The sequence below is a fragment of the Streptomyces sp. NPDC033165 genome (assembly GCF_055577965.1).
On the sequence record NZ_JBVIPK010000010.1, the window covers coordinates 157448 to 182928 of the forward strand.

General features: G+C 72.8%; 24 protein-coding genes. 16 read left to right on the forward strand and 8 right to left on the reverse strand.

Annotated features, from left to right (window positions below):
- Entirely contained in the window at positions 1 to 1644 is a 1644-nt protein-coding gene (gene pgm / locus ACZ5WC_RS23535) for a phosphoglucomutase (alpha-D-glucose-1,6-bisphosphate-dependent) (protein ID WP_468542639.1), read from the forward strand.
- Positions 1645 to 2213: 569 nt separating this feature from the next.
- On the opposite strand, the gene meaB is transcribed toward pgm, so the two are convergent.
- From meaB to ACZ5WC_RS23550, 3 genes are read right to left on the reverse strand one after another with little or no spacing between them, the layout of a single operon-like run.
- The gene (gene meaB, locus ACZ5WC_RS23540; RefSeq protein WP_468542640.1) at positions 2214 to 3215 is read right to left on the reverse strand and encodes a methylmalonyl Co-A mutase-associated GTPase MeaB; all 1002 of its coding nucleotides are present in this window, start codon (positions 3213 to 3215) and stop codon (positions 2214 to 2216) included.
- A 12-nt stretch (positions 3216 to 3227) separates the two neighbouring features.
- A complete protein-coding gene (gene scpA / locus ACZ5WC_RS23545) occupies positions 3228 to 5456 on the reverse strand; it encodes a methylmalonyl-CoA mutase (RefSeq protein WP_468542641.1) in 2229 nt (742 codons plus the stop codon).
- Positions 5456 to 7318 (reverse strand): methylmalonyl-CoA mutase family protein, encoded by a 1863-nt coding sequence (locus ACZ5WC_RS23550; protein ID WP_468542642.1) that lies wholly within the window; start codon positions 7316 to 7318, stop codon positions 5456 to 5458. Before ACZ5WC_RS23550 ends, scpA begins: the two co-directional genes overlap by 1 nt.
- Before the next feature lie 269 nt (positions 7319 to 7587).
- Between ACZ5WC_RS23550 and ACZ5WC_RS23555 the strand changes: the two genes are divergently transcribed.
- From ACZ5WC_RS23555 to ACZ5WC_RS23565, 3 genes are all read left to right on the forward strand, one after another.
- Positions 7588 to 8106, forward strand: coding sequence for a DUF6325 family protein (locus ACZ5WC_RS23555; protein WP_468542643.1), 519 nt, complete (start codon positions 7588 to 7590; stop codon positions 8104 to 8106).
- A gap of 96 nt (positions 8107 to 8202) precedes the next feature.
- Positions 8203 to 9000 carry a tyrosine-protein phosphatase gene (locus ACZ5WC_RS23560; RefSeq protein WP_468542644.1) on the forward strand — a complete coding sequence of 266 codons (798 nt, stop codon included), beginning with the start codon at positions 8203 to 8205 and terminating at the stop codon, positions 8998 to 9000.
- 62 nt (positions 9001 to 9062) lie between these two features.
- Positions 9063 to 9542 (forward strand): GNAT family N-acetyltransferase, encoded by a 480-nt coding sequence (locus ACZ5WC_RS23565; protein ID WP_468542645.1) that lies wholly within the window; start codon positions 9063 to 9065, stop codon positions 9540 to 9542.
- A gap of 58 nt (positions 9543 to 9600) precedes the next feature.
- Here ACZ5WC_RS23565 and ACZ5WC_RS23570 read toward each other — a convergent pair whose 3' ends face one another.
- The gene (locus ACZ5WC_RS23570; RefSeq protein WP_468542646.1) at positions 9601 to 9981 is read right to left on the reverse strand and encodes a VOC family protein; all 381 of its coding nucleotides are present in this window, start codon (positions 9979 to 9981) and stop codon (positions 9601 to 9603) included.
- A 133-nt stretch (positions 9982 to 10114) separates the two neighbouring features.
- On the opposite strand from ACZ5WC_RS23570, the gene ACZ5WC_RS23575 reads away from it, so the two are divergent.
- Entirely contained in the window at positions 10115 to 10621 is a 507-nt protein-coding gene (locus ACZ5WC_RS23575) for a DUF6328 family protein (RefSeq protein ID WP_468542647.1), read from the forward strand.
- Positions 10622 to 10678: 57 nt separating this feature from the next.
- Here the strand turns inward: ACZ5WC_RS23575 and ACZ5WC_RS23580 are convergent, their stop codons facing one another.
- The 3 genes from ACZ5WC_RS23580 to ACZ5WC_RS23590 all read right to left on the reverse strand — a co-directional run bounded on the left by ACZ5WC_RS23580 (position 10679) and on the right by ACZ5WC_RS23590 (position 12197).
- Positions 10679 to 11506 (reverse strand): VOC family protein, encoded by an 828-nt coding sequence (locus ACZ5WC_RS23580; protein ID WP_468542648.1) that lies wholly within the window; start codon positions 11504 to 11506, stop codon positions 10679 to 10681.
- Between the two features lie 97 nt (positions 11507 to 11603).
- Positions 11604 to 11807 carry a hypothetical protein gene (locus ACZ5WC_RS23585; protein ID WP_468542649.1) on the reverse strand — a complete coding sequence of 68 codons (204 nt, stop codon included), beginning with the start codon at positions 11805 to 11807 and terminating at the stop codon, positions 11604 to 11606.
- Positions 11808 to 11864: 57 nt separating this feature from the next.
- The gene (locus ACZ5WC_RS23590) at positions 11865 to 12197 is read right to left on the reverse strand and encodes a DUF6479 family protein (RefSeq protein WP_468542650.1); all 333 of its coding nucleotides are present in this window, start codon (positions 12195 to 12197) and stop codon (positions 11865 to 11867) included.
- Between the two features lie 181 nt (positions 12198 to 12378).
- Between ACZ5WC_RS23590 and ACZ5WC_RS23595 the strand changes: the two genes are divergently transcribed.
- The 8 genes from ACZ5WC_RS23595 (at position 12379) to ACZ5WC_RS23630 (ending at position 22416) form a co-directional block, all read left to right on the forward strand.
- Entirely contained in the window at positions 12379 to 12768 is a 390-nt protein-coding gene (locus ACZ5WC_RS23595) for a hypothetical protein (protein WP_468542651.1), read from the forward strand.
- Between the two features lie 48 nt (positions 12769 to 12816).
- A complete protein-coding gene (locus ACZ5WC_RS23600; protein ID WP_468542652.1) occupies positions 12817 to 13380 on the forward strand; it encodes a 2Fe-2S iron-sulfur cluster-binding protein in 564 nt (187 codons plus the stop codon).
- Positions 13377 to 14381 (forward strand): FAD binding domain-containing protein, encoded by a 1005-nt coding sequence (locus ACZ5WC_RS23605; RefSeq protein WP_468542653.1) that lies wholly within the window; start codon positions 13377 to 13379, stop codon positions 14379 to 14381. Before ACZ5WC_RS23600 ends, ACZ5WC_RS23605 begins: the two co-directional genes overlap by 4 nt.
- Positions 14382 to 14631: 250 nt before the next feature.
- Positions 14632 to 16728 carry a xanthine dehydrogenase family protein molybdopterin-binding subunit gene (locus ACZ5WC_RS23610; RefSeq protein WP_468542654.1) on the forward strand — a complete coding sequence of 699 codons (2097 nt, stop codon included), beginning with the start codon at positions 14632 to 14634 and terminating at the stop codon, positions 16726 to 16728.
- Positions 16729 to 16908: 180 nt separating this feature from the next.
- Positions 16909 to 17367: an ATP-binding protein gene (locus ACZ5WC_RS23615; RefSeq protein WP_468542655.1), complete on the forward strand. Its 459-nt coding sequence runs from the start codon at positions 16909 to 16911 to the stop codon at positions 17365 to 17367.
- 168 nt (positions 17368 to 17535) lie between these two features.
- A complete protein-coding gene (locus tag ACZ5WC_RS23620) occupies positions 17536 to 18948 on the forward strand; it encodes an NADP-dependent succinic semialdehyde dehydrogenase (RefSeq protein ID WP_468542656.1) in 1413 nt (470 codons plus the stop codon).
- Positions 18949 to 19001: 53 nt separating this feature from the next.
- On the forward strand, positions 19002 to 21392 hold the full coding sequence (locus ACZ5WC_RS23625) for a phosphoketolase family protein (protein WP_468542657.1): 2391 nt from the start codon (positions 19002 to 19004) through the stop codon (positions 21390 to 21392).
- Positions 21393 to 21456: 64 nt separating this feature from the next.
- On the forward strand, positions 21457 to 22416 hold the full coding sequence (locus ACZ5WC_RS23630) for a D-2-hydroxyacid dehydrogenase family protein (protein WP_468542658.1): 960 nt from the start codon (positions 21457 to 21459) through the stop codon (positions 22414 to 22416).
- Positions 22417 to 22439: 23 nt separating this feature from the next.
- Here ACZ5WC_RS23630 and ACZ5WC_RS23635 read toward each other — a convergent pair whose 3' ends face one another.
- The gene (locus tag ACZ5WC_RS23635; protein ID WP_468542659.1) at positions 22440 to 23555 is read right to left on the reverse strand and encodes a baeRF3 domain-containing protein; all 1116 of its coding nucleotides are present in this window, start codon (positions 23553 to 23555) and stop codon (positions 22440 to 22442) included.
- A 118-nt stretch (positions 23556 to 23673) separates the two neighbouring features.
- Here ACZ5WC_RS23635 and ACZ5WC_RS23640 point away from each other — a divergent pair, with 118 nt between their 5' ends.
- From ACZ5WC_RS23640 to glsA, 3 genes are all read left to right on the forward strand, one after another.
- On the forward strand, positions 23674 to 23862 hold the full coding sequence (locus ACZ5WC_RS23640) for a hypothetical protein (RefSeq protein ID WP_468542660.1): 189 nt from the start codon (positions 23674 to 23676) through the stop codon (positions 23860 to 23862).
- A gap of 75 nt (positions 23863 to 23937) precedes the next feature.
- Positions 23938 to 24114 (forward strand): hypothetical protein, encoded by a 177-nt coding sequence (locus tag ACZ5WC_RS23645; protein WP_468542661.1) that lies wholly within the window; start codon positions 23938 to 23940, stop codon positions 24112 to 24114.
- 13 nt (positions 24115 to 24127) lie between these two features.
- On the forward strand, positions 24128 to 25477 hold the full coding sequence (gene glsA / locus ACZ5WC_RS23650; RefSeq protein ID WP_468542662.1) for a glutaminase A: 1350 nt from the start codon (positions 24128 to 24130) through the stop codon (positions 25475 to 25477).
- The last annotated feature ends 4 nt before the right edge of the window (positions 25478 to 25481 follow it).

The window sequence follows — 25481 nt, forward strand, 5'->3', positions numbered from 1 at the left end:
ATGGCGCACGAACGGGCCGGGCAGCCGGCGCAGTCCGCGGACCTGGTCGACGTGGCACGACTGGTGACGGCCTACTACGCCCTGCACCCCGATCCTGCCGACCCCGCCCAGCGGGTGACCTTCGGCACCTCGGGCCACCGCGGGTCCTCGCTCGCCGCCGCGTTCAACGACGACCACATCGCCGCCACCACCCAGGCGATCTGCGACTACCGCATCCGCCAGGGCACCGACGGGCCGCTGTACCTCGGGGCCGACACCCACGCCCTGTCCGAACCGGCCCGGGTCACCGCCCTGGAGGTGCTCGCCGCCAACGGGGTCACCGCCCTCATCGACAGCGCCGACGGCTACACCCCGACCCCCGCCGTCTCGCACGCCATCCTCACGTACAACCGGGGGCGCACCGGGCACCTGGCCGACGGCATCGTCGTCACCCCGTCGCACAACCCGCCGGCCGACGGCGGCTTCAAGTACAACCCGCCCAACGGCGGACCGGCCGCATCGGACGCCACCTCCTGGATCCAGGACCGGGCGAACGCCCTGATCGAGGCCGGACTCGGCGAGGTCCGCCGCATTCCGTACGCCCGCGCCCTGGCCGCCGGCACCACGCACCGGCACGACTTCCTGAGCACGTACGTCGACGACCTGCCCGCCGTCCTGGACCTGGACGCTGTACGGGAGGCGGGCATCCGGATCGGCGCCGACCCGCTCGGCGGCGCCTCCGTCGCGTACTGGGGGCGCATCGCGGAACGCCACCGGATCGACCTCACCGTGGTCAACCCGCTCGCCGACCCCACCTGGCGGTTCATGACGCTGGACTGGGACGGCAAGATCCGCATGGACTGCTCGTCCCCGCACGCCATGGCCTCGCTGATCGAGCAGCGCGACGCGTACGCCATCGCCACCGGGAACGACGCGGACGCCGACCGCCACGGCATCGTCACCCCCGACGGCGGTCTGATGAACCCCAACCACTATCTGGCCGTAGCCATCGACTACCTCTACACCCACCGCGACGCCTGGCCCGCCCGAACAGGCATCGGCAAGACCCTGGTCTCCTCCTCGATGATCGACCGGGTCGCCCACGACCTCGGCCGCAGCCTGGTGGAGGTCCCGGTCGGCTTCAAGTGGTTCGTCGACGGCCTCTACGACGGCAGCCTCGGCTTCGGCGGCGAGGAGTCCGCAGGGGCCTCGTTCCTGCGCCGCGACGGCCGCGTCTGGACGACGGACAAGGACGGCATCCTCCTCGCCCTCCTCGCCTCCGAGATCACCGCAGTCACCGGCTCCACCCCCTCCCAGCACTACGCGCAGCTCACCGCCCGCTTCGGCAGCCCGGCGTACGCGCGCATCGACGCGCCCGCCACCCGCGAGGAGAAGGCGGTCCTGGCGAAGCTCTCCCCGCAGCAGGTCAAGGCCGACACCCTGGCCGGGGAACCCGTCACCGCCGTCCTCACCGAGGCACCCGGCAACGGGGCGCCGATCGGCGGCCTCAAGGTCTGCACCGACAGCGCCTGGTTCGCCGCCCGCCCCTCGGGCACCGAGGACGTCTACAAGGTGTACGCGGAGAGCTTCCAGGGGCCCGGACACCTCGCCCAGGTCCAGGAAGAGGCGCGCGCCCTGGTCTCGGAGGCGCTCGGCAGCGCCTGATCCGGACCGTACGCGTCCGGGGCGGACCGGCCCTCGGGCGCGTACGGGGCGGCGGGAGCGGACCGTGCGCCAGGCGTCTATGGACCGGTCCCGCTGATCCCCGGTCGGTTCGGTGGGGAGGCCGGGAGGAGACCGTCCTCCACCTTGGCGATGTGCCTGCGGAGCCCGTCGAGGGCCCGGACGAACTCCCCGCGCTGATCGGCCGATTCGCCCCGCAGCGATCGCGCGTACCCGGTCCTCTCGTCCCGGAGGGCCGTGGCGGCCGTGGAGGAGACCCCCGGTGACGCGTCGGAGGCGGTACCGGCCCCGGTCCTCAGGCGCCTGGCACGGGGGCGGCTGCACCTGACGCAGGAACGTCGCGTTGTCCGGGGTACGACGGACCTTGCCCAACAGCGCCTCCGGGACACCCCGGCCGTCCCGACCGTCCGCGTGCCCGCCGTCGGCGTCTGACAGCCGGACGCGCGACGTCCCGTGCCCGCCGCGGGCGCCCGAGAGCGCCGAGGGGCCCCTCCCTGCGGGGGCCCCTCGCTTCTCTCTCCGCCGTCCCGCACGTCGTCGCGCCGGACGGTTCAGCCGGACGTCCCCGCGTCCCCCCGGAACACCCGAAGGATCTCCTCGGCGGCCAGCGTCGCCGTCAACGTGCCTTCCCTGACCCGCTGTTCCAGCTCCGGCGTGAGCTTCCGCACCGCCGGATGGGACCGCAGGCTCTCCAGCAGCTCGTCCCGGACCATCGACCAGGTCCAGTCGACCTGCTGGTCCCGGCGCTTGGCCGCCAGCCGCCCGGTCGACTCCAGGACCGTACGGTGCTGCTCCAGGCGGTCCCAGAGCGTGTCGAGCCCCGTCGACTCGCGTGCGCTGCACGTCAGTACCGGGGGCGTCCAGGCCGCGTCCGCCGGGTGCATCAGCCGCAGTGCGCCCGCCAGTTCGCGTGCGGCCGAGCGGGCGTCGCGCTCGTGCGGACCGTCGGCCTTGTTCACCGCGATGGCGTCGGCCAGCTCCAGGACGCCCTTCTTGATGCCCTGCAACTGGTCGCCGGTCCGGGCCAGGGTCAGCAGCAGGAACGTGTCGACCATGTTGGCCACCGCAGTCTCCGACTGCCCGACCCCCACCGTCTCCACGAGCACCACGTCGTACCCCGCCGCCTCCATCACCACGATGGACTCCCGGGTCGCCTTCGCCACCCCGCCCAGCGTGCCCGCCGTGGGGGAGGGGCGGACGAAGGCCGCAGGGTCCACCGCGAGGCGTTCCATCCGGGTCTTGTCGCCCAGGATGGAGCCGCCCGTACGGCTGGAGGACGGGTCCACGGCCAGCACCGCCACCCGGTGCCCGAGCCCCGTGAGCATCGTGCCGAGCGCATCGATGAACGTGGACTTGCCCACGCCCGGCACCCCGCTGATCCCGATCCGCCGCGCCGCTCCCGCGTGCGGCAGCAGTCGGCTCAGCAACTCCTGCGCCAGCACCCGGTGTTCGGCCCGCGTCGACTCGACGAGCGTGATCGCACGGGCCACGAAGGCCCGCTTGCCGCCGAGCACTCCCTGCACATAACCGTCGATGTCGATCTTCACAGCCATCCGGTCAGCGGCTCACAGCTCGTGGCCGAGCGCGGCGCCGAGCCGCGTCACCAGATCGTGGGCCGCGTCCGGGATCACCGTCCCCGGCGGGAAGACCGAGGCCGCGCCCGCCGCGTGCAGGGCCTCGATGTCCTGCGGCGGAATCACCCCGCCCACCACGATCATGATGTCCTCCCGGCCCTCGGCGGCCAGCTCCTCGCGCAGCGCGGGCACCAGGGTCAGGTGCCCCGCCGCCAGCGAGGAGACGCCCACGATGTGCACGTCCGCCTCGACGGCCTGCCGCGCCACCTCGCCCGGCGTCTGGAACAGCGGGCCGACGTCCACGTCGAAGCCCAGGTCGGCGAAGGCCGTGGCGATCACCTTCTGGCCCCGGTCGTGGCCGTCCTGGCCCATCTTGGCGACCAGGATGCGCGGACGGCGCCCCTCCGCCTCCTCGAACGCGTCGACCAGCTTGCGGGTGCGGTCCACCGAAGGGGATTCCCCTGCCTCTTTGCGGTACACACCGGAGATCGTACGGATCTGCCCGGCGTGCCGCCCGTACACCTTCTCCAGGGCGTCCGAGATCTCCCCGACCGTGGCCATCGCGCGGGCCGCGTCGACCGCCAGCGCCAGCAGATTGCCCTCCAGGCCCGGCCCCGGGGCCCGCTCGGCGGCGGCCGTCAGTGCCCGCAGCGCCTCCTGGCACGCCACCTCGTCGCGCTCCTCGCGCAGCCGCCGCAGCTTCTCGATCTGCTGGGTGCGCACCGAGGAGTTGTCGACCTTGAGCACATCGATCTGCTCGTCGGTCTCCACCCGGTACTTGTTCACCCCGATCACCGGCTGCCGCCCGGAGTCGATCCGCGCCTGCGTACGGGCGGCGGCCTCCTCCACCCGGAGCTTGGGGATGCCCGCGTCGATCGCCTTCGCCATCCCGCCGGCCGCCTCCACCTCCTCGATGTGCTGCCAGGCCCTCTCCGCGAGGTCCCGCGTCAGCTTCTCCACGTACGCGCTGCCGCCCCACGGGTCGATGACCCGGCAGGTACCCGACTCCTGCTGGAGCAGGAGCTGGGTGTTGCGGGCGATCCGCGCCGAGAAGTCGGTGGGCAGCGCCAGCGCCTCGTCCAGTGCGTTGGTGTGCAGCGACTGGGTGTGCCCCTGCGTCGCGGCCATCGCCTCCACGCACGTACGCGTCACATTGTTGAACACGTCCTGCGCGGTCAGCGACCACCCCGAGGTCTGCGAATGGGTACGCAGGGAGAGCGACTTGGCGTTCTTCGGGTCGAACTGCTCGACCAGGCGCGCCCACAGCAGCCGGGCCGCCCGCAACTTGGCGACCTCCATGAAGAAGTTCATGCCGATCGCCCAGAAGAACGACAGCCGGGGGGCGAACGCGTCGACGTCCAGGCCTGCTTCCTGACCGGCGCGCAGGTACTCCACCCCGTCGGCCAGCGTGTACGCCAGTTCCAGATCGGCCGTCGCCCCGGCCTCCTGGATGTGGTACCCGGAGATCGAGATGGAGTTGTAGCGCGGCATCTTCTGCGAGGTGAACGCGAAGATGTCGGAGATGATCCGCATCGAGGGCGTCGGCGGATAGATGTAGGTGTTGCGGACCATGAACTCCTTGAGAATGTCGTTCTGAATGGTCCCGGCCAGCTTCTCGGGCGGTACGCCCTGCTCCTCGGCGGCCACGATGTACAGGGCCAGTACGGGGAGCACCGCGCCGTTCATCGTCATCGACACCGACATCCGGTCCAGCGGAATGCCGTCGAACAGCTGGCGCATGTCGTAGATCGAGTCGATCGCCACCCCGGCCATGCCGACATCGCCGGTCACCCGGGGGTGGTCGCTGTCGTAGCCCCGGTGGGTCGGCAGGTCGAAGGCGACCGAGAGGCCCTTCTGCCCGGCCGCGAGGTTGCGGCGGTAGAAGGCGTTGGACTCCTCGGCCGTGGAGAACCCGGCGTACTGACGGATCGTCCAGGGCTGGTTGACGTACATTGTCGGGTACGGCCCGCGCAGATACGGGGCGATGCCCGGGTACGAGTGCAGCGCGTCCAGGCCTTCGAGGTCGTCGCCGGTGTAGAGCGGCTTGACCGTGATGCCCTCGGGCGTCTCCCACAGCGGGGCGGCCTCGGAGCCGTCCGCCGCCTTCGCCACGGCCGCCTGCCACTCCTCGGCCGAGCCGGCGGGTGCTGCGGTGGACGTGAGCGGCACGTCGGAGAAGTCGGGAACGGAGGACGTCCGGTCCGTGGGCGGTGTCGGCATCACGCCACTCCCATGCGGTCGAGTACGGAGGTGAGAACGGCGACCGTGTCGCAGCCCGCGAAGACGTAGGAGTCGACACCGGCGTACTCGCCGGGGCGTCCCGCGAGGAACACCTGTGCCGCGCCCGCCGACTTCAGCGCCCCGGCCACCTGCTCCGCCTGTTCGGCGTACAGCGCGTCCGACGAGCACAGACACGCGACGCCCGCCCCGGAGGCGGTCAGCGCGCCGGCCGCCGTCTCCGCGTCCACGGACACCGGATCGTGCACCGCCTCGATCCCGCCCGCCCCGAAGAGGTTGACGGCGAAGGAGACCCGCGCGGTGTGCGCGGCGGCCGGTCCCAGCGCGGCGATGAACACCTTCGGCCGGGCGCCCGTCGCGGCGAGGTGCGCGTCGGAGCGGGCCCGCAGCGCCTCGAACGCCTCGTCCCGGCGGACCCGGGGCAGACCGCCCGGAGCCCCGGCGTACGGGTCGGGCGCGGGCTCGCGCTCCACCGGGCGCTCGGAGGGCATCGGGAACTCGCTGACCCCGGTGACCGGCTCCTTGCGGCGGGCCAGCTTCGCACTGCGCGCCGTCCAGGTGGCGGCGAGCCGCTCCGCGACCATTCCGGAGCGCAGGGCGGCGGGCAGCCCGCCCGCCCGCTCGGTCTCCTGGAAGAACGCCCAGGCGGCCGCGGCCAGCTCGTCGGTCAGCCGCTCCACGTACCAGGAGCCGCCCGCCGGGTCGATGACCCGGGCCAGATGCGACTCCTCCATGAGGATCGTGGAGGTGTTGCGGGCGATCCTGCGCGCGAACGCGTCGGGCAGGCCCAGTGCGTGATCGAACGGCAGCACGGTCACGGAGTCCGCGCCGCCGACCCCGGCGCCCAGGGTGGCCAGCGTGGTGCGCAGCATGTTCACCCACGGATCGCGGCGGGTCATCATCACCGGCGAGGTGACGGCGTGCTGCCGCTGGGCCCCGGCCCCGGGCGCGCCCGAGGCCTCGGCGACCCGCGCCCACAGCCGGCGCGCCGCGCGCAGCTTGGCGATGGTCAGGAACTGGTCGGCGGTGGCCGCGTAACGGAACTCCAGCTGGCCGCAGGCCGCGTCCACGCTCATCCCGGCCTCGGTCAGCGCCCGCAGATAGGCGACGCCGGTGGCCAGGGAGAGCCCCAGCTCCTCACCGGCCGAACCGCCCGCCTCGTGGTACGGCAGCGCGTCCACGGCCAGCGCCCGCAGGCCCGGGTACTCCGCGCCGCACACCCGCGCCCAGCGCACCGCGGCGGCGAGGTCCCCCTCGACGCCGGTCCGCGCCTCGTGGCCGAGCGGGTCGACGCCCAGCGTGCCGCGCGCCTCGCCCTTGGCGACGCCGCGCTCCTCGTACAGCGCGAGCAGCGCGCCCACCGCGGCGTCGGTGTCGGCCGGGGCGTCCAGGGCGATGGGGGCGAGGTCGAGGTAGACCCCGTCCAGCGCGCGGGCCAGCGCGTCTGCGGGGACACCCGCCGGGCCGCCCACGGTGAGCCAGAGCGAGGTGACCCCGTTCTCCAGATCGCCGAGCACCGCCTCGTTCAGCCGGGCGGGGTCGGTGAGGGTGTGGCGTTGGCGCACGTCCCAGCCGCCCGCCGCGTTCCCCTCGGCCCTGCTGCCCCGGGTGAAGGGGGCGAAGCCGGGAAAGCCGGTGTCCGGCGACCTGTCGTGCGCGGTGTAGAGGGGGCGGGTGATGAGCCCGTCCTCCAGTGTGGTGGACAGCGCTTCCTCGGCGGCCGAGCCCGAGACTTCCTTGCCCGACTTGCGCAGTACGCCTTCGACGAGGCGTTGCCACTGGTCATGGGAGGGGTCGGGGAACGCGGCGGCCTGAGAGAGCCCGTCAGCAGGCTGGACCGTCATGCTCAGATGCTAGGCCAGTGCGCGGAATGAGCAGCAGGGGCACGTGCTGTGACCTTGCCCTCTCGGGTATGCACTTGATCCTTTACGTACGGTCGCGTAACCGGCGCGGTGGCCGGGCTCCGGGCAACACGGCGGCTCTCGACATCGGCGTGAAATGGGACGTAGATGCATATTATGTGCGAAGTTTCCTGATTTCTTGTGCAATCCCTGGAATGCCCGTATCCACCCCGGCGTGCCCGAGGCCGCCGGGATACGGAGAGGACGCGACCGTGGCCGTCGGACCTGTGGAGTACCTCGTCATCGCCTTCCCCGGCAGCCGCTTCACCGGGGCCGTCGCCCCCGCCCTCGCCGACGCCGTGGCGTCCGGATCCCCGCGCGCCGCGGACCTGGCCTTCGTCCGCCGGGCCGAGGACGGCTCACTGGTCCGGGCGGGGCTGCGGGAGCTGGACCCGGAAGGGGTCGTGCCGCTCGACGCAGAGGAGGGCGGGGCGGCGCCGGAGCTGAACCCCGAGGACATCGAAGTGCTCGGCGGCAGCGTGCCCGAGGGCGATTTCGCCGCGCTCGTCGTCCGGGAGGACCTGTGGACCACCCCGGTCGCCCGTGCCGTCCGTGCGGCGGGAGGCGCGTTCGTCGCGCACGAGCGCCTCGGCACGGACGGGACCGACGCGGAGGAGGCCGTGGGCGACGACATCATCGACCGGCTGGAGCGGCTCGCCGACCTGTGGAAGCGGGACGTGCTCAGCGACGAGGAGTTCGTGCAGCAGAAGACGAAGCTCCTGTCGGACTGACGCTCCCGCCGGACCGGACTCCTGCCGGACCCGGGGTCCGGACGCCGCCTGGTATGTGGAATTCCTGGAATTCATCGGGGAAAGAGGCAGTTCATCGTGCAGACCGCCCGGACCGTTCCGGCCGCCACCGTTGTCAATCTGCGCGACCTGGGGGGTATCACCCTGGGCCGTGACAGCAGGGTGCGGCAGGGCGTCCTGTTCCGTTCTGGACAGCTGAGCGAGCTCGACCCGGCCCGCGACCGGGCGGTGGCCGCGCTCGGCATCCGGACCGTCGTCGACCTGCGCACCGCCGACGAACGCCAGTGGGCCCCGGACCGGCTCCCGGACCGGGCCAGGCTCTTCGTCGCCGATGTGCTCGGCGACCACCCGGGCGTCGCGCCCGCCAGACTGCGGTCCCTGCTCGCCGACCCGGACGAGGCGGAGCGGACCCTCGGGGGCGGCCGGGCCGAGGAACTCTTCGCCGACACCTACCGCAAGATGGTGCTCTCGCCCGGTGCCGCGGCCGCCTACCGGGCCTTCCTGGAGACCGCCGCCGACCCCGGCGCACGTCCGGTGCTCTTCCACTGCACGGCGGGCAAGGACCGCACCGGCTGGGCGGCGGCCGTCCTGCTGATGATCCTCGGGGCGTCCCGCGAGAGCGTGCGGGCGGACTTCCTCGCGGTGAATCCCGCGGTGCGGCGGGCCTTCGCCCCCTACGTCCAGAAGTTCCTCGACGGCGGCGGCGACCCCGCAGCGGCGGCGGCGATCATCGAGGTCCGTCCCCGCTACCTGGAGGCGGCGCTCGACGCCATGGACGAGCGCTGGGGCGGCCTCGACGGCTATGTGCGCAACGGGCTGCGGGTGCCCGAAGGAGCGCTGAGGCGGCTGCGTGAGGGCCTCGTGATCAGTGGCTGAACAGGGAAGACCGGCCCGAAGCCGCCGCTGCGGTGCGTCATACTCACCGTATGACAGCAGGCATGCCGCGCCCCCCTCGTGCCGCACGATCCGCTGATGCGACGATCCGCCGGGCCCTTGCGGGCGACGCCGCACGGCTGACCCGGCTGGTCCGCACCTCCCGCGCCTACGAGGGCCCGTACGCCCCGATGGTCGAGGGCTACCGGATCGGCCCCGACTACATCGAGACGCACCGGGTCTTCGTCGCCGCGGACGTCGGCACGGACCGGGTCCTCGGCTTCTACGCCCTGCTCCTCGACCCGTCCGAGCTGGACCTGATGTTCGTCGCGGACGAGGCGCAGGGGCGCGGGATCGGCCGCCTGCTCATCGGCCATCTGCGCGAGGAGGCCAGGAGCGCCGGCCTGAGCGGCGTCCGGATCGTCTCCCACCCGCCCGCCGAGGGCTTCTACCGCAGTGTGGGAGCCGAGCCCGTCGGTACGGTACGGGCCAACCCGCCCGCCGTGCTGTGGGACCGCCCCGAGCTCCTGCTCCGTACCGGCTGAGCATCACGGGGGCCCGGCCGCGTGCGGCGGGCCGGGCCCCGAGAGTGCCTGGTGGTGATCAGCCGCCGTACGGGCGGGTGATCAGCTCCAGACCGTGACCGCTCGGATCGGGGAAGTAGACCCCCCGGCCGCCGTCGTTGTGGTTGATCTCGCCCGGGCGCTTCCCGTGCGGATCGGCGGAATACTCGATGCCCAGCTCCTGGATGCGCGCGAACGCGGTGTCGAACTCCGCCTCCGAGATCAGAAAGGCGTAATGCTGCGGGGTGATCGACTCCGCGGGAATCGTCGCGAAGTCCAGGGTGACGCTGTTCGCGAGAACGACCGGAACGAACGGACCCCACTCCGCTCCGACCGCCAGGCCCAGCAGATCCGCCAGGAACGCGGCGGACTCCCGGTTGTCCCGGCAATGAATGATGGTGTGGTTCAACTCGACTGACACGGTGGAATGCCTCCAACAGGCATCTCACGGGCTACCTCCACGCCTCACCCGGCCGGTGACCGACGCGCGATGCCCTGCGGACGATCTTAGGCGGACGGCACGCCCCGGTGCACGGAACGGAGAGGGAGGCCGCGTGACAGCCAGCAGTGGACGTCAGGAGACCCAGGAGGAGCGGGCGGACCGGCAGTGGTCCGAGCTGCTCCAGGAACTGCGTGTCGCGCAGACCGGGGTGCAGATCCTCTTCGGCTTCCTGCTCGCCGTGGTCTTCCAGTCGAGGTTCACGGAACTGGGGGACACCGACCGGACCATCTACGTGGTGACGGTCATGCTGGGGTCCGGGACAGCGGCGACGCTCATCGGCCCCGTCTCGTACCACCGGCTGCTCACCGGCCGCCGGATGAAGCCCCAGACGGTCATCTGGGCTTCGCGGCTGACCGTCCTCGGGCTGGTGATGCTGTTCTGCACGATGTGCTCGACGCTCCTGCTGATCCTGCGCCTGTCCGTGGCGGACGCCCTCGCCCTGTGGCTGGTCGGTGCGATGGCCCTCTGGTTCGTGATCTGCTGGTTCGTCCTGCCCGTCTGGGCACTGGCCCGGGACCGGTCCGGCCCGCGCGACGAGGAACCGCAGCGCGAGCCCTGAGGGCTGTCCCGCAATCCCTGGCGCCGTGCGCGCCCGCCAGGGATTGCGGGACAGCCCTCAGACGGTGCCCGAGCCCACCGGTGTACGTACGTCGGTCACCGTGAACAGCGCGCCGTCGGGATCCCGCAGCGTGACCTCCGTGCCGTCGAGGACCGTACGCTCCTCGACGAGCCTGCCACCGTGCCGGCCGGCCGCTGCGACCGTCTCCGCGAGGTCCGCCACCGGGAACTGCACCTGCCAGTGAGGGCGCACCAGGGGATCGGCCGCGGACTCCACCGCCCCGGAACTGATCCGGGCCAGCGGCCGCCCCTCGCAGCGCACGATGACCTCCTCGCCCTCGTACGCGACATCGCAGCATCCGGGCCGTCCGCTCGCCCAGTCGAGTACCTCGCCGTAGAAGATCGCCGCGTCGAAGGCGTTGCGGGTCCGCAGCCGCAGCCAGGCGTGCGCGTGGTCGGCCGGGGCCGGCGGCGAGGCGGCGGCCCCGGCGCGCTCCCACAGGCCGAAGGCCGCCCCGTCCCGGTCCGACGCCAGCACCCCGCGCCCCGTGGCGATCGTCAGCGGCCCCACCGCCACCGTCCCGCTGCGTTCACGGACCCGGGCGGCGGCCACATCCGCGTCGGACACCGCGAAGTACGGCATCCAGGCCACCGCGACCTGATACGCGGACGAGACGGCGACGACACCGGCGACCGGCACCTCCCCGCGGCGCGCCACGGAGAACTCCGCGCCGAGCCGCCCTGGCCGGAACGACCAGCCCAGCACCTCGGCGTAGAACCGTTGGGCGGCCCCCAGGTCCCGGGTCATCAGGTTGACCCAGCACGGCGCGGCCGGTCCGGTCAGCGGCGCCGCCGACGGGGCCGTACGAGGATCGCTTCCGGTCATGTCCACTGCCTTCTTCGGGCGGCGGCCCCTGTTCCGCCGCCGCGGTCCAGCAACCAGCCTCGAACGGCCCGCCCGGTCCCGCAACGCGGCCACGCCCTCACAGTCCGGTGCTCGGCGGCGCGTTCGTGATGTCGAGGAAGACGTGGTCGGCCTGGAGGGCCACCGGTGGCCGGACGCAGCCCCATGCGGGCGATCCGGAGACCGGACCGCCCACGGTCCTGGCGGCGGCGATCACCGGATTGGCCGCCGGCGGGACGAGGACGGTGAAGCGGGTGCGTCGGCCGGCAGGCGTGCCGGCCATCACGATCTCCTGGCCAGCGGGGGCCGGCGCACCGCCCCCGGGGGGGAAGGGGGCCGATCAGCTGCGCGGGGGCTCGGTGTCGGGGGGCAGAGGCCCGTTGCCGTGGTCCTTGAGCTCGTACGGAGACAGGGCGTGGCCGTCCTCGGGGAACCGGTCGGAGGAGTGTGTGTCGTGCTGGTCGATGTGGGTGCGGTGGTCCGGCTTCTGCGGCTGCTCATGCGGGTGGGGCGGCGGCGGCTCGGCGTCACGCTTGCGCTTTCCGAGGATGAAGCCGCCGATCAGCATGCCCACGACGGCCAGGGCCGCGACGCCCATGAGGATCCCGAGGGCCCCCGCGCCGTCGGCGAGGGTGGCCGGGGCCGAAAGTTCTACTCCGTTCAGAACGTCCATACAGTCCGCATACCCCGCGGGGCCAGGGTCAGTCCGCTATTCGTAGCAATTCATGTTTTATGGGTATCTCATCGGAAAAGCGTTTCGTGGCGAAGCCGCCCTCCCGTGTCGCCGTCGGACGGATGCGGGGTCAGCCTGGAGTGGGTCCCCGAAGGCCGGCACCCCAGCGAAAGGAACCACGGTGAACAGCACACCCGAGCAGAGCGGCGCGGATCACCCGGCGGGCCGGGAGGTGGTGGTCTCGCTCAGCCGGGGCGAAGCCCTGGACGTCCGGACCGTCTTCGACGTCCTCGCCGACGCCTTCGCGTGCGACCGGCGGGCGGGCGAGACCCCCGGAGAGACCCAGGGGCACCGCCCGACCGCCTGGGTCACCACCGTCGACGTGTCCGAACCCCGGCCCACGACCGCCCCCGCCCGCCTCTCCGCACCGGTCACGGTGGACGCCCAGGGCGGCTACTGGGCGGTCGACCGGCTGCGTGACCACCTCGGCGGCGCCTTCGCCGTGAGCGTCGTCGGCACGGCCGCCGGGGACCAGGAGCTGGAGGTCCGGCTGCGGCTGGAGAGCCGCTGAAGGCCTGAACGGTCCCCGTGGAGGACAGCAAGCGTGAAAGGCGGGCGCATGGATTCCCTCGCTCCGGGAGCGGACCTCGAACCGGAACCGGTCGTCGACGAACGCTCCACCGTGACTCTGTACGTCAACGGCACCGCGACGACGCTGACGATCGACCACCGCAGCACGGTCCTGGAGACCCTGCGTGACCGACTCGGTCTCACCGGTGCCAAGAAGGGCTGCGACCACGGCCAGTGCGGAGCCTGCACGGTCCTGGTCGACGGGCGGCGGGTCACCAGCTGCCTGCTGCTCGCCGTCACCCAGGACGGCGCCGCGATCACCACCGTGGAAGGGCTCGCCGACGGCGGGGCACTGCACCCCGTGCAGCGGGCGTTCGTCGAACGGGACGCCCTCCAGTGCGGGTTCTGCACCCCCGGCCAGATCTGCTCCGCCGTCGGCATGCTGGGCGAGGCCGCCGACGGCTTCCCCTCCCACGTCACCGAACCGGATGCGCCCTCCGGCGGACCGGCGGACCTCGGCCCCGACGAGATCCGCGAACGCATGAGCGGCAACCTGTGCCGGTGCGGGGCCTACCCCCGGATCGTCGAAGCCATCGAGGACGTGATCCCGTGAGGCCCTTCGGCTATGTACGCCCCGCCTCCACCGCCGAGGCCGTACGTCTCTGCGCGGCCAGGCCCGGAGCCCGGTTCCTGGGCGGTGGCACCAACCTGGTGGACCTGATGAAGCTCGGCGTGGAGGCGCCCCGCGTCCTCATCGACGTCGCGGCGCTGCCCCTGGACCGGGTGACCCGGACGGCGGACGGCGGCCTGGCCATCGGCGCCACCGTCCGCAACAGCGATCTCGCCGCCCACCCCGAGGTACGGGAGCGCTACCCGGCGCTCTCCCAGGCGCTGCTGGCCGGGGCCTCCGGGCAGCTCCGCAACACCGCCACCACCGGCGGCAACCTGCTCCAGCGCACCCGGTGCCGCTACTTCCAGGACGTCTCCAAACCCTGCAACAAACGGCTCCCGGGCTCCGGCTGCCCGGCCCGCGAGGGAACCCACCGCGACCTCGCCGTTCTCGGCCACTCCGAGGAGTGCGTGGCCACCAACCCCTCCGACATGGCCGTGGCCCTCGCGGCGCTCGACGCCACCGTGCTGCTGCTCGGCCCCGAGGGCGAACGCACGGTCCACCTCACCGACTTCCACCGCCTCCCGGGCCGCAATCCGGACCAGGACACCGTGATCAGACCCGGCGAACTGATCACCGAGGTGATACTGCCGCCTCCGCCGCCGGGCGCCCTCTCCCGCTACCGCAAGGCCCGCGACCGGGCCTCGTACGCCTTCGCGCTGGCCTCCGCCGCCGCGAGCGTCCGGGTGGAGGACGGGTACGTCACGCACGCCGCCCTCGCTTTCGGCGGCCTCGCGCACCGGCCCTGGCGGGCCCGGCGGGCCGAGGCCGAGCTGCGTGGGGCGCCGGCCACCCCGGCCTCCTTCGAACGCGCCGTGGACGCGGAGCTGGCGGGGGCCCGGCCGCTGCGCGACAACGCCTTCAAGGTGGACCTCGCCCGCCGCCTCGCCGTGGACGTGCTCGGCGAACTGACCGGCAGACAGCGGCCGGCCCGGACGGGCTGAACCGGCCTGCCGGACTGTCAGCCCGACCTGCCGACCTGCCGACCTGCCGACCTGGCGGACTGCCGCCCGCCCTGCCGGACTGTCCGCGCCGGCCCAACCAGATCCGCCCGGACCGGCTGAACCAGCCCCCGCGCGCACTGCCTGAGCCGCTTGCCGCCGCCCGGTGCGCCCCGGCTCCCGTCCCCCGAGGCCTCTGCCCCGAGGACCTGCCCCCGAGGCCCCCAAGCCCCCCGACCCGAGGACCCGCCCCATGACCCACGCCCCGCAGTTCCCCGGTGCGCCCCTCGTCCGCAGAGAGGCCCGGGACAAGGTCACCGGTACCGCCCGCTACGCGGCCGACGCCACTCCGCCCGGCTGCCTCCACGCCTGGCCGGTCCCGGCCACCATCGCGGCCGGGCGGGTCGCCGCCGTGCGGGCCGTCGATGCCCTCGCCGTCCCGGGGGTCCACACCGTCCTGACCCACGACAACGCGCCGACGCTCGAAGAGCCCGACGACCCGATCCTCTCGGTGCTCCAGAACGGCCGCGTCCCGCACCACGGCTGGCCCATCGCCCTGGTGATCGCCGAAAGCCCCGAAGCGGCCAGGACCGGGGCCGGGGAGCTGCTGGTCGCCTATGAACGCGACCCGCACGACGTGACCCTCTCGGAGGACCATCCGGGCCTGTACACCCCCGAGGAGGCCAACGGCGGTCACCCCGCCGTGCGGGAACGCGGCGACGTGGACAAGGCCCTGGCCTCGGCCCCGGTACAGATCGACGCGACCTACCGGACGGGCGCGCTGCACAACCATCCGATGGAGCCGCACGCCGCCACGGCCGTGTGGAGCGAGGGGCACCTGACCGTCCACGACTCCAGCCAGGGGTCCGCCACCGTGCGCACCAGCCTCGCCCGGGTCTTCGGCCTCGACCCGGACCGGATCACCGTCGTCTCCGAGCACGTGGGCGGCGGCTTCGGCTCGAAGGGCACCACGCGGCCCCAGGCCGTCCTGGCCGCGATGGCCGCCCTGCACACCGGACGGCCGGTCACGCTGGCCTTCCCCCGAGGCCAGCTGGCGGAGGTCGTCGGCCACCGGGCGCCCACCGTCCAGCGGGTCCGGCTCGGCGCGGAACTCGACGGGACGCTCACCGCCGTCTGCCACGAGGCCGTCACCCACACCTCCACGGTGAAGGAGTTCGTCGAGCAGGCCGCCGTGCCCGCCCGGGTCGTGTACGCCTCACCGCACAGCCGCACCGCCCACCGGGTCGCCGTCCTCGACGTGCCCAGCCCCTCCTGGATGCGCGCACCGGGGGAGGCCTCCGGGATGTACGCCCTGGAGTCCGCGATGGACGAACTCGCCTCCGCGCTCGGGCTCGACCCCGTGGAGCTGCGGCTGCGCAACGAGCCGGACACCGAGCCGGACAGCGGCCGCCCCTTCAGCAGCCACGGCCTGGCCGCCTGCCTGCGCGAGGGCGCGGCGCGGTTCGGCTGGCACGACCGCGACCCCCGCCCCGCCGCCCGCCAGGAGGGCCGCTGGCTCCTCGGCACGGGCGTGGCCTCCGCGACGTACCCGGTGCTCGTCTCCCGCTCCACCGCGAGCGCCCACGCGGCGGTGGACGGCACGTACCGCGTCGAGGTGAACGCCACCGACATCGGCACCGGGGCCCGCACGGTCCTCGCCCAGATCGCCGCCGACGCCCTCGGTACGGACCCGGACGCCGTCGCCGTCGCCATCGGCTCCACCGAGCTGCCCACCGCCCCGCTGGCCGGCGGTTCCTCCGGCACCGCGTCCTGGGGCTGGGCGGTGCACAAGGCCGCCACGGAGCTGGCCGACCGGCTCGCCGCGCGCTCCGGCCCGCTGCCCGCCGAGGGGCTCACCGCGACCGCCGACACCGAAGAGGAGACCGCCGCCGAGTCCCCGTACGCCCGGCATGCCTTCGGCGCCCACTTCGCCGAGACGGCCGTCGACGCCGTCACCGGGGAGGTGCGCGTACGCCGTCTGCTGGGCGTGTACGCCGCCGGGCGCATCCTCAACGCGCGCACCGCACGCTCCCAGTTCACCGGTGGCATGGTGATGGGCATCGGCATGGCGCTCACCGAGGGCTCCGGCATCGACCCGGCCTTCGGCGACTTCACCGCCAAGGACCTCGCCTCCTACCACGTGCCCGTCTGCGCCGACACGGCTGACATCCGGGCGCACTGGATCGAGGAGGACGACCGCCATCTGAACCCGATGGGCAGCAAGGGCATCGGCGAGATCGGGATCGTCGGCACCGCCGCCGCCATCGGCAACGCCGTCCGCCACGCCACCGGCGCCCGGCTGCGCGAACTTCCCCTCACCCCGGACCGGTTGCTGCCCTATCTGCTGTGACCGCCCCCCGCCCCACCAGCACGGACGGTCCCCCTGTTGCGCGACCGGCGTCCCCGGCGCACCCTAATGAGTGACCCAGAAGTGATAAGTGCTCACGCTTCGTGTTCGGGGGTCGTTCGTACGACGGGGTGAAGTACGACGGGGTGAAGCATGTGGGCCTCGTGGTGAGGAGCCCCGACGATGACCGTTCCCCTCGACCGGCACTACTCGGTCGAACTGCAGGTGTCGGCAGAGCGCGTTTCCCAGCTGCGGCGGATCGTCGCCGCACACCTTCGTCACTGGAGTCTCGATCTGCACGTCCGGCCCGTGTGCCGGGCCCTGGACGAACTCCTGACCAACGTCCACCGGCATGTCGGCGACGGCAACAGCTGCGTCGTCGAACTCCGCTGGACCGGACGGCACGTCACCGCGTCCGTCGCGGACAACAGCGCGCGGATGCCCCGGCTGCTGCCGGCCGGCGGCGGGCTGAGCCGGGTGATGGCCCTCAGCGACAGCTGGGGCACCTGCCGGACCACGGACGGCAAAGTGGTCTGGTTCACCCGCTACGCCGAGGCTCCGCGCGCCGCGGGACTGGTCCCGCGGGCTCCGCTGCCCGGTGTCCGCACCTCCCGCCGCACCCCTCTCGCGGCGCTCGTGTAACCCGTCCGGCAAGGGCGGCCCGCACCCCGGCCGACGCGGAACGTGCCCTCCGGCACGCATGATCCGCGTCGGCCGGGTACGTGGGGGGCAGGGGAGGGCCGCGTTGCGCGCACCGGTGCGGCGCGGCACGGTCGAAGTACCGAGGCACCACGCAAGGAGGCCACTGCCATGCCCATCGCGACGGTCAACCCCGCGAACGGCGAACTGATCAAGTCCTACGACGCCCTCGGCGAGGAGGAGACCGAACGGCGGATCGCCGCGGCCGCCGACACCTTCCGCCAGTACCGCACCACCCCCTTCGCGCAGCGGGCCGCCTGGCTGAACCGGGCCGCCGACCTGCTCGACGAGGACCGCGACACCATCGCCCGCACCATGACCGTCGAGATGGGCAAGCCGGTCAAGGCGGCCCGCGCGGAGGCCGCCAAGTGCGCGAAGGTGATGCGCTGGTACGCCGCCCACGCCGAGGCCCTGCTCGCCGACGAGCACCCCGACCCCGACGACGTACACGACTCCGGTGCCTCCCGGGCGCTGGTCCGCTACCGTCCCCTCGGCGTGGTCCTCGCCGTGATGCCGTGGAACTTCCCGCTGTGGCAGGTGGTGCGGTTCGCCGCCCCCGCACTGATGGCGGGCAACGTCGGCCTCCTCAAGCACGCCTCGAACGTCCCCCAGACCGCCCTGTACCTGGAGGACCTCTTTCACCGGGCCGGATTCCCCGCGGGCTGCTTCCGTACCCTGCTGATCGGCTCGGGCGCCGTCGAGGCCGTGCTGCGCGACCCCCGGGTCGCCGCCGCCACCCTCACCGGAAGCGAACCGGCGGGCCGCTCCGTCGCCGCCGTCGCGGGCGACGAGGTGAAGAAGACCGTGCTGGAGCTGGGCGGCAGCGACCCCTACCTCGTCCTGCCCTCCGCGGACGTGGCGAAGGCCGCCGCCACCGCCGTCACCGCACGCGTCCAGAACAACGGCCAGTCCTGCATCGCCGCCAAGCGGTTCATCGTGCACGCCGACGTCTACGACACCTTCGCCGAGCACTTCACCGCGGGCATGCTCGCCCTGACCGTCGGCGACCCGCTGGAGGAGGCCACCGACATCGGTCCGCTCTCCACCGAACAGGGCCGCACCGACCTGGAGGAACTCGTCGACGACGCCGTCGGGCGGGGTGCCGAGGCGCTGTGCGGCGGACGCCGTCCGGAGAAGCTCGGCGGCGGCCTGGAGAACGGCTGGTTCTACGAGGCCACCGTGCTCGCGGGTATCACCACCGCGATGCGCATCCACCGCGAGGAGACCTTCGGGCCGGTCGCCACGCTCTACCGGGTCGCCGACCTCGACGAGGCCATCCACCTGGCCAACGACACGCCCTTCGGCCTCAGCTCCAACGTCTGGACCCGCGACCCGGCCGAGACCGAGCGCTGCGCCCGCGATCTGGAGGCCGGCGGCGTCTTCTTCAACGGGATGACCGCCTCGCACCCCGCCCTGCCCTTCGGCGGCGTCAAGCGCTCCGGCTACGGCCGGGAGCTCGCCGGACACGGCATCCGCGAGTTCTGCAACGCCACCACGCTCTGGTACGGCCCCGAGACGCCCTGACGCGGCACCCGCCCCTGTGCCGTGTGCCGTCACCCGACGAGGAGACCTGCCCCGTGAGCGACACCTCCGCCCCGTCCGCACCCCCCGGGCTCCCCGCCGAGGAGCTCGCCGCCCTCGACGCGCACTGGCGCGCCGCCAACTACCTCGCCGTCGGCCAGATCTACCTGATGGCCAACCCCCTGCTGACCCGGCCGCTCGTCCCCGAGGACACCAAACCCCGGCTGCTCGGCCACTGGGGCACCTCACCGGGGCTCAACCTCGTCCACACCCACCTCAACCGCGTCGTCAAGGCCCGCGACCTGAGCGCCCTGTGCGTCTGGGGACCCGGACACGGCGGACCGGCCGTCCTCGCCAACGCCTGGCTGGAGGGCAGCTACTCCGCGACCTACCCGGACGTCGGCCGGGACGCCGAGGGTATGGGACTGCTGTTCAGGCAGTTCTCCTTCCCCGGCGGTGTGCCCAGTCATGTCGCGCCCGAGACCCCCGGCTCCATCCACGAGGGCGGCGAACTGGGCTACGCACTCGCCCATGCCTACGGGGCCGCCCTCGACCACCCGGACCTGCTGGCCGTGTGCGTGGTCGGCGACGGCGAGGCCGAGACCGGGCCGCTCGCCGGGTCCTGGCACGCGAACAAGTTCCTCGACCCCGTCCACGACGGCGCGGTCCTGCCGGTCCTGCACCTCAACGGCTACAAGATCGCCAATCCGACGGTTCTGGCCCGGCTGCCCGAACAGGAGCTGGACCAACTGCTGCGCGGCTACGGGCACGATCCGCTGTACGTCACCGGCGACGAACCGGACGCCGTGCACCGGGCGCTCGCCGCCGCGATGGACACCGCCCTCGACCGCATCGCCGCGTACCAGCGGTCCGCCCGCGAGGACGGGACCACCGGGCGACCCCGCTGGCCCATGATCGTCCTGCGTACCCCCAAGGGCTGGACCGGCCCCGAGGAGGTCGACGGCCTCCCCGTCGAGAACACCTGGCGCTCCCACCAGGTCCCGCTCCCCGGCGTCCGCGACAACCCCGAGCACCTGCGGCAGTTGGAGGCCTGGCTGCGCTCCTACCGGCCCCAGGAGCTCTTCGACGCCGACGGGCGCCCCACCGAACAGGTCCTGGCCTGTGTGCCCGAGGGAGACGCCCGGCTCGGCTCGACGCCGTACGCCAACGGCGGCCTCCTCCTGCGGGACCTCCCGCTGCCCGCCCTGGAGGACCACGCCGTACGCGTCGACAAACCCGGCACCGTGCTCCACGAGCCCACCAAGGTGCTCGGCGGTCTCCTGGAGAGCGTCATGGCCGCCACCGAGGGGCGCAGGGACTTCCGGGTCGTCGGCCCCGACGAGACCGCCTCCAACCGGCTGGACGCCCTCTACCGGGCGACCGGCAAGGCCTGGCAGGCGTCCACCCTGCCCACCGACGAACACCTCGCCCGCGACGGCCGGGTGATGGAGGTGCTGTCCGAACACCTCTGCCAGGGCTGGCTGGAGGGCTATCTGCTCACCGGACGGCACGGTCTCTTCTCCAGCTACGAGGCGTTCGCCCACATCGTCGACTCCATGGTCAACCAGCACATCAAATGGCTGCGCACCTCGCGCCGACTGCCCTGGCGCAGGCCCATCGCCTCCCTCAACTACCTGCTGACCTCGCACGTCTGGCGCCAGGACCACAACGGCTTCTCGCACCAGGACCCCGGCTTCGTCGACCACATCCTCAACAAGAGCTCCGAGGTCGTCCGCGTCTACCTCCCGCCGGACACCAACACCCTGCTCTCCGTCGCCGACCACGTCCTGCGCAGCCGGGACTACGTCAACGTCGTCGTGGCCGGGAAGCAGCCCACGTTCGACTGGCTGACCCTGGAGGAGGCCCGCGCCCACTGCGCCCGGGGGGCTGGGGCCTGGGAGTGGGCCGGGACCGAGGACGGCGGGCGGGAGCCGGACGTCGTCCTCGCCTGTGCGGGAGACGCGCCCACCCAGGAGACACTGGCCGCGGCAGGCCTGCTCCGCCGTCATCTGCCGGAACTGGCCGTACGGGTGGTCAACGTGGTCGACATCGCCCGGATGATGCCGCACGAGGAGCATCCGCACGGCATGCCGGACGCCGAGTACGACGCCCTGTTCACCCGAGAGAAGCCGGTGATCTTCGCGTACCACGGCTACCCCTGGCTGATCCACCGGCTTGCCTACCGCCGGGCGGGCCACCCCCACCTGCATGTGCGCGGCTACAAGGAGGAAGGCACCACGACCACTCCGTTCGACATGGTCGTACGCAACGATCTCGACCGCTACCGGCTGGTCATGGACGTCATCGACCGCGTGCCGGGACTGGGCGTCCGCGCCGTCGCCGTACGCCAGGCGATGGCGGACTTCCGCACCCGCCACCACGCCTGGATCCGCGAGCACGGCACGGACCTTCCCGAGGTCGTGGAGTGGCGGTGGGACGGCGGCTGACCCCCGGCTCGGTCCGATGCGCGATCATGGACGGCGACACCCGCCCCGACGGAGAGAGCCTGCCATGAAGCTGCGCTGTGCCGTGATAGAAGACTTCCAGTCCGTGGCGACCACGGTCGTCGACTGGTCGCCCGTCACCACCGATGTGGAGGTGGTGACCTTCACCGGGCATCTCGCCACGGAGGACGAACAGGCCGCGGCCCTCGCGGACTTCGACATCGTGGTCACGCTGCGCGAGAGGGTGCCGTTCCCGGCGGAGCTGTTCGCCCGGCTGCCCCGGCTCCGGCTGCTGGTCGCCTCCGGCATGCGCAACACCGTCATCGACTACGCGGCCGCCGAACGGCACGGCGTGGTCGTCTGCGGCACGGCCAGCTCCTCCACCTCGCCGCTCGAACTCACCTGGGCCCTGCTCCTCGGCCTGGCCCGAGGGATCGTCCCCGAGAGCGAGGCCGTCCGCACGGGCGGCCCCTGGCAGTCCACCCTGGGCGCCGATCTGCACGGCCGGCGGCTCGGACTGCTCGGACTGGGGAAGATCGGCGGCCGGATGGCGCAGGTGGGCCGGGCCTTCGGCATGGACGTGCTGGCCTGGAGCCAGAACCTCACCAAGGAGCGGGCCGAGGAGGCCGGAGCCACCCTCGCCGCCTCCAAGGAAGAACTGCTGGAATCCAGCGACTTCGTCTCCGTCCACCTGGCCCTGAGCGACCGGACCCGGGGCCTGATCGGTGCGCCCGAACTCGCGCTGATGCGCCGCGGCGCCTATCTGATCAACACCTCCAGGGCGGCCATCGTCGACCAGGACGCCCTGCTCGCGGCCCTGCACGCGGGCGCCATCGCCGGGGCCGGGGTCGACGTGTTCGACATCGAACCCCTCCCGGCCGACCACCCGATGCGCACGGCCCCGCGCCTGCTGGCCACCCCGCACCTGGGCTATGTCTCCCGCGCGAACTACGAGCTCTACTACGGCCAGGCCGTGGAGGACATCCGGGCGTTCCTCGACGGCAAGCCGGTCCGCCGCCTCCCGTAGGGCCTGTCGCGCAGGGGGCGTCCTCAGTAGCGCAGCGCCGCCGCGATCCGGCCGTGGCCGCCCAGTGAGCCGTCCTCGACGAACACCACATCGGCGCCGCCGTCCAGCGCGGATTCGACCAGTTCGTCGACGATGTCCTCACGGACCTGCCCGTCCGCGCTCTGCGCCGTCCCCTCGGGCACCGGCTCCAGGTGCTCGTCGGTCACCCGGGCGGTGGCCTCGAAGTGCTCCTCGACCGCCACCAGACCAGCCCGGCCCTCCCGGACGGCGGCCCACACCTCGTCGAGCCCGCCCGCGAAGGTATGGGCGCTGCGGGCCTGGTCGAGGCGGGTGTCGACCTGCGCGGCCGTCTGCCGGGCGCCCTCCGCGAGGGCGGGCCGCAGCTCTCTGAGCACCTCGGCGGGCGGCAGGTCGGCCGGTGCGCCCTTCGCCACCCGGCCGACGGCCGAGCCGGAGGCCGCACCGACCTCGTCCAGGAGGGCGAGGGCCGGTGCCAGGCCCATCAGATACAGCGGCCGCGGATCGTCGGCGAGCACCGCGCGCAGCTTCTCGTCGACCGTACGGAAGAAGTTCCGCGTCTCCTCGTCGGTGAAGGTGCTCGGGGTGTCGCCGATCCGCTCCTCGCGCTGCGGGTTGGGCGGCTCCTTCGGGGCGGTCAGCGGGAAGCCGCCCGTCTCCTCCGGCCGGATGCCGTCGCCCGTGCCGATCCACAGCGTGGCGTGGTCGGCGGCGAGCGTGAGCACCCGGAACGGCCGGGTCTGGGCCTTGGCCGCGACGAGATTGCGGGTGAGGAAGGTGTCGCTGAGCACCACCCGTTCGGGCGCGACGCGCGGGAGCTGCCAGATCCGGTACTCCTCGGTGGTGGCCAGGATGACCAGGGAGTCCAGCGCCCCGCGCGGATCCACCTCGGCCGCGGCCCGCTCCAGCTGGGCCTGGAGCGCGGCCCGGACCTCGCGGCTGACCTCCGGGTCGGCCTCCAGGCGGTGGCCCGCCTCCGCCACCAGGTTGCGCAGACGCACGGGGTCCTGGGCGTTGTCCGGGGCCTTGCGGTGGGTCGGCATGGTCAGGGACAGGGCCGGATAGGGCCGGGTCGCCCGCAGCTCCCGCAACAGGTCGGCGGTCAGGGCGTCCGTATCCATCGTTCCCTCCCAGGGCTCGACCCGCTCCCGTATGAAGCGGATGCTTCGACGAGTCAATTCATACCTTTTGATCCTAATATGGGCGAGTTGGTGATCATTGGTTGCGGAGGTGCGCCCGATGGCCTCGTTCACGGTGTTCAAGGAGAAGGCGGCCACCGGAACGCCGGCGTTGTGCCTGCTCACCATGGACGAGGTACCGGACCGGATCGGCCCAGCTGCCAGGTGGCAGCGCCGAACTGCTCCCCAGTACCTCGACACCGAGCGCGAGGCGGAGTTCCGCGACATCGTGGGCGACGAGACGGCGTGAGCCGTACGCGCTCGACCGCCGCCGGCCCGACACGTTCCCGATCTTCCCTCCTACCTTCGATTGGACGGACCGTCCGTGAAAGCGAACCTCCCCGCGCGCACCCCCACCCCCGCCGTGGCCGTCGCCGGTGCGGCGGCGTGCGACTTGGGCACCAGCAGCGAAGGCACCGACCGAGGCGTCCGCACCCTCATGCCCGAGCCACCCGAGGCGCAGGTCCTCGACACCGTCGTCGCCCGGTCCGAGCGCGGCTGAGGGGGCGACGAAGATGAGCGCCGCCGACGCGGTGACCGACTCGCTCCAGCGCCTGCACGCCGAATTCGTGGCCGTACGGGACGGGAAACCGGCCGACTACATCCCCCAGCTGACCCTCGCCGACCCGGACGCCTTCGGACTGGCCCTGGTCAGCATGGACGGGCACCGCTACAGCGCGGGCGAGGCCGAGACTCCTTTCACCCTCCAGTCCGTCTCCAAGCCGTTCATCTACGCTCTCGCCCTGTCCCTCCTCGGCCTCGACGAGGTGAGCCGGTGGGTGGGCGCCGAGCCGAGCGGTGAGGCGTTCAACGCCATCAGTCTGGAACCCGGCACGGGCAGGCCCGCCAACGCCATGGTCAACGCCGGGGCCATCGTCACCACCGCCCTGATCCCCGACGCTCCCGACGCCCCCGCCTTCGACCGGATCCTGCACTGCCTCGGCCGCTTCGCCGGACGTGAACTGGACGTGGACGAAGAGGTGTTCACCTCCGAGTCCATGACCGGTGACCGCAACCGGGCGCTGGCGTATCTGATCCGTTCCACCGGCACCATGCCCGTAGACCCGGTGCTGGCGGTGGACCGCTACTTCCGGCAGTGCGCCATCCGCGTGACCGCCCTCGACCTCGCCACGATGGCCGCGACGCTCGCCTACGGCGGGGTGAACCCGGTCACCCGGACGAGGGTCGTCTCCGACGAGGTCGCGGCCCGGGTCCTCGCCGTCATGGCGACCTGCGGCATGTACGACGGCTCCGGCGACTGGCTGCTTCGCGTCGGGCTGCCGGCCAAGAGCGGGGTGTCCGGCGGCCTCATCGCGGTGGGCCCGGCCCGATTCGGGGTGGCGACGTACAGCCCACCGCTGGACACCACCGGCAGTTCGGTGCGCGGTCACGCCGCACTGGAGGCGATGTCGGAACGCTACGGGCTCCACCTCATGCTCAACCCCGCGCTCCCCGGTTCCACCGTCACCCTCGTGACGACCGCGGACGACCTCCCCTCCGCACCCTCGGCCGAGCATGAACGGGTCCTGCACGAACAGGTCGGCGTCGTCGCCGCCCAGGGGTCCATCGACTTCACGGCCGCCGAACGCGTGCTGTACGCCCTGGACGAGTCGGGGCCGGACGGCGGCTCGGTGGTGCTCGACCTGCACGACGTCACCTCCGTCGACTCGGTGGCCCTGGCGATGCTGCACACCGGCCTCGCCCGCCTCGCCTCCGACGGGCGCCGCGCGGCGGTCGTCGACCCGCGCGACCTGCTGGGCCCGCCGGAGGTCGTACGGCAGGGGACCGGCCAGGACCTGCCCCGCTACGCCACCCGCGTGGAGGCGGTCGAAGGGTGCGCGCGGGCCCTGGCCGGGGAGGACTGAACCC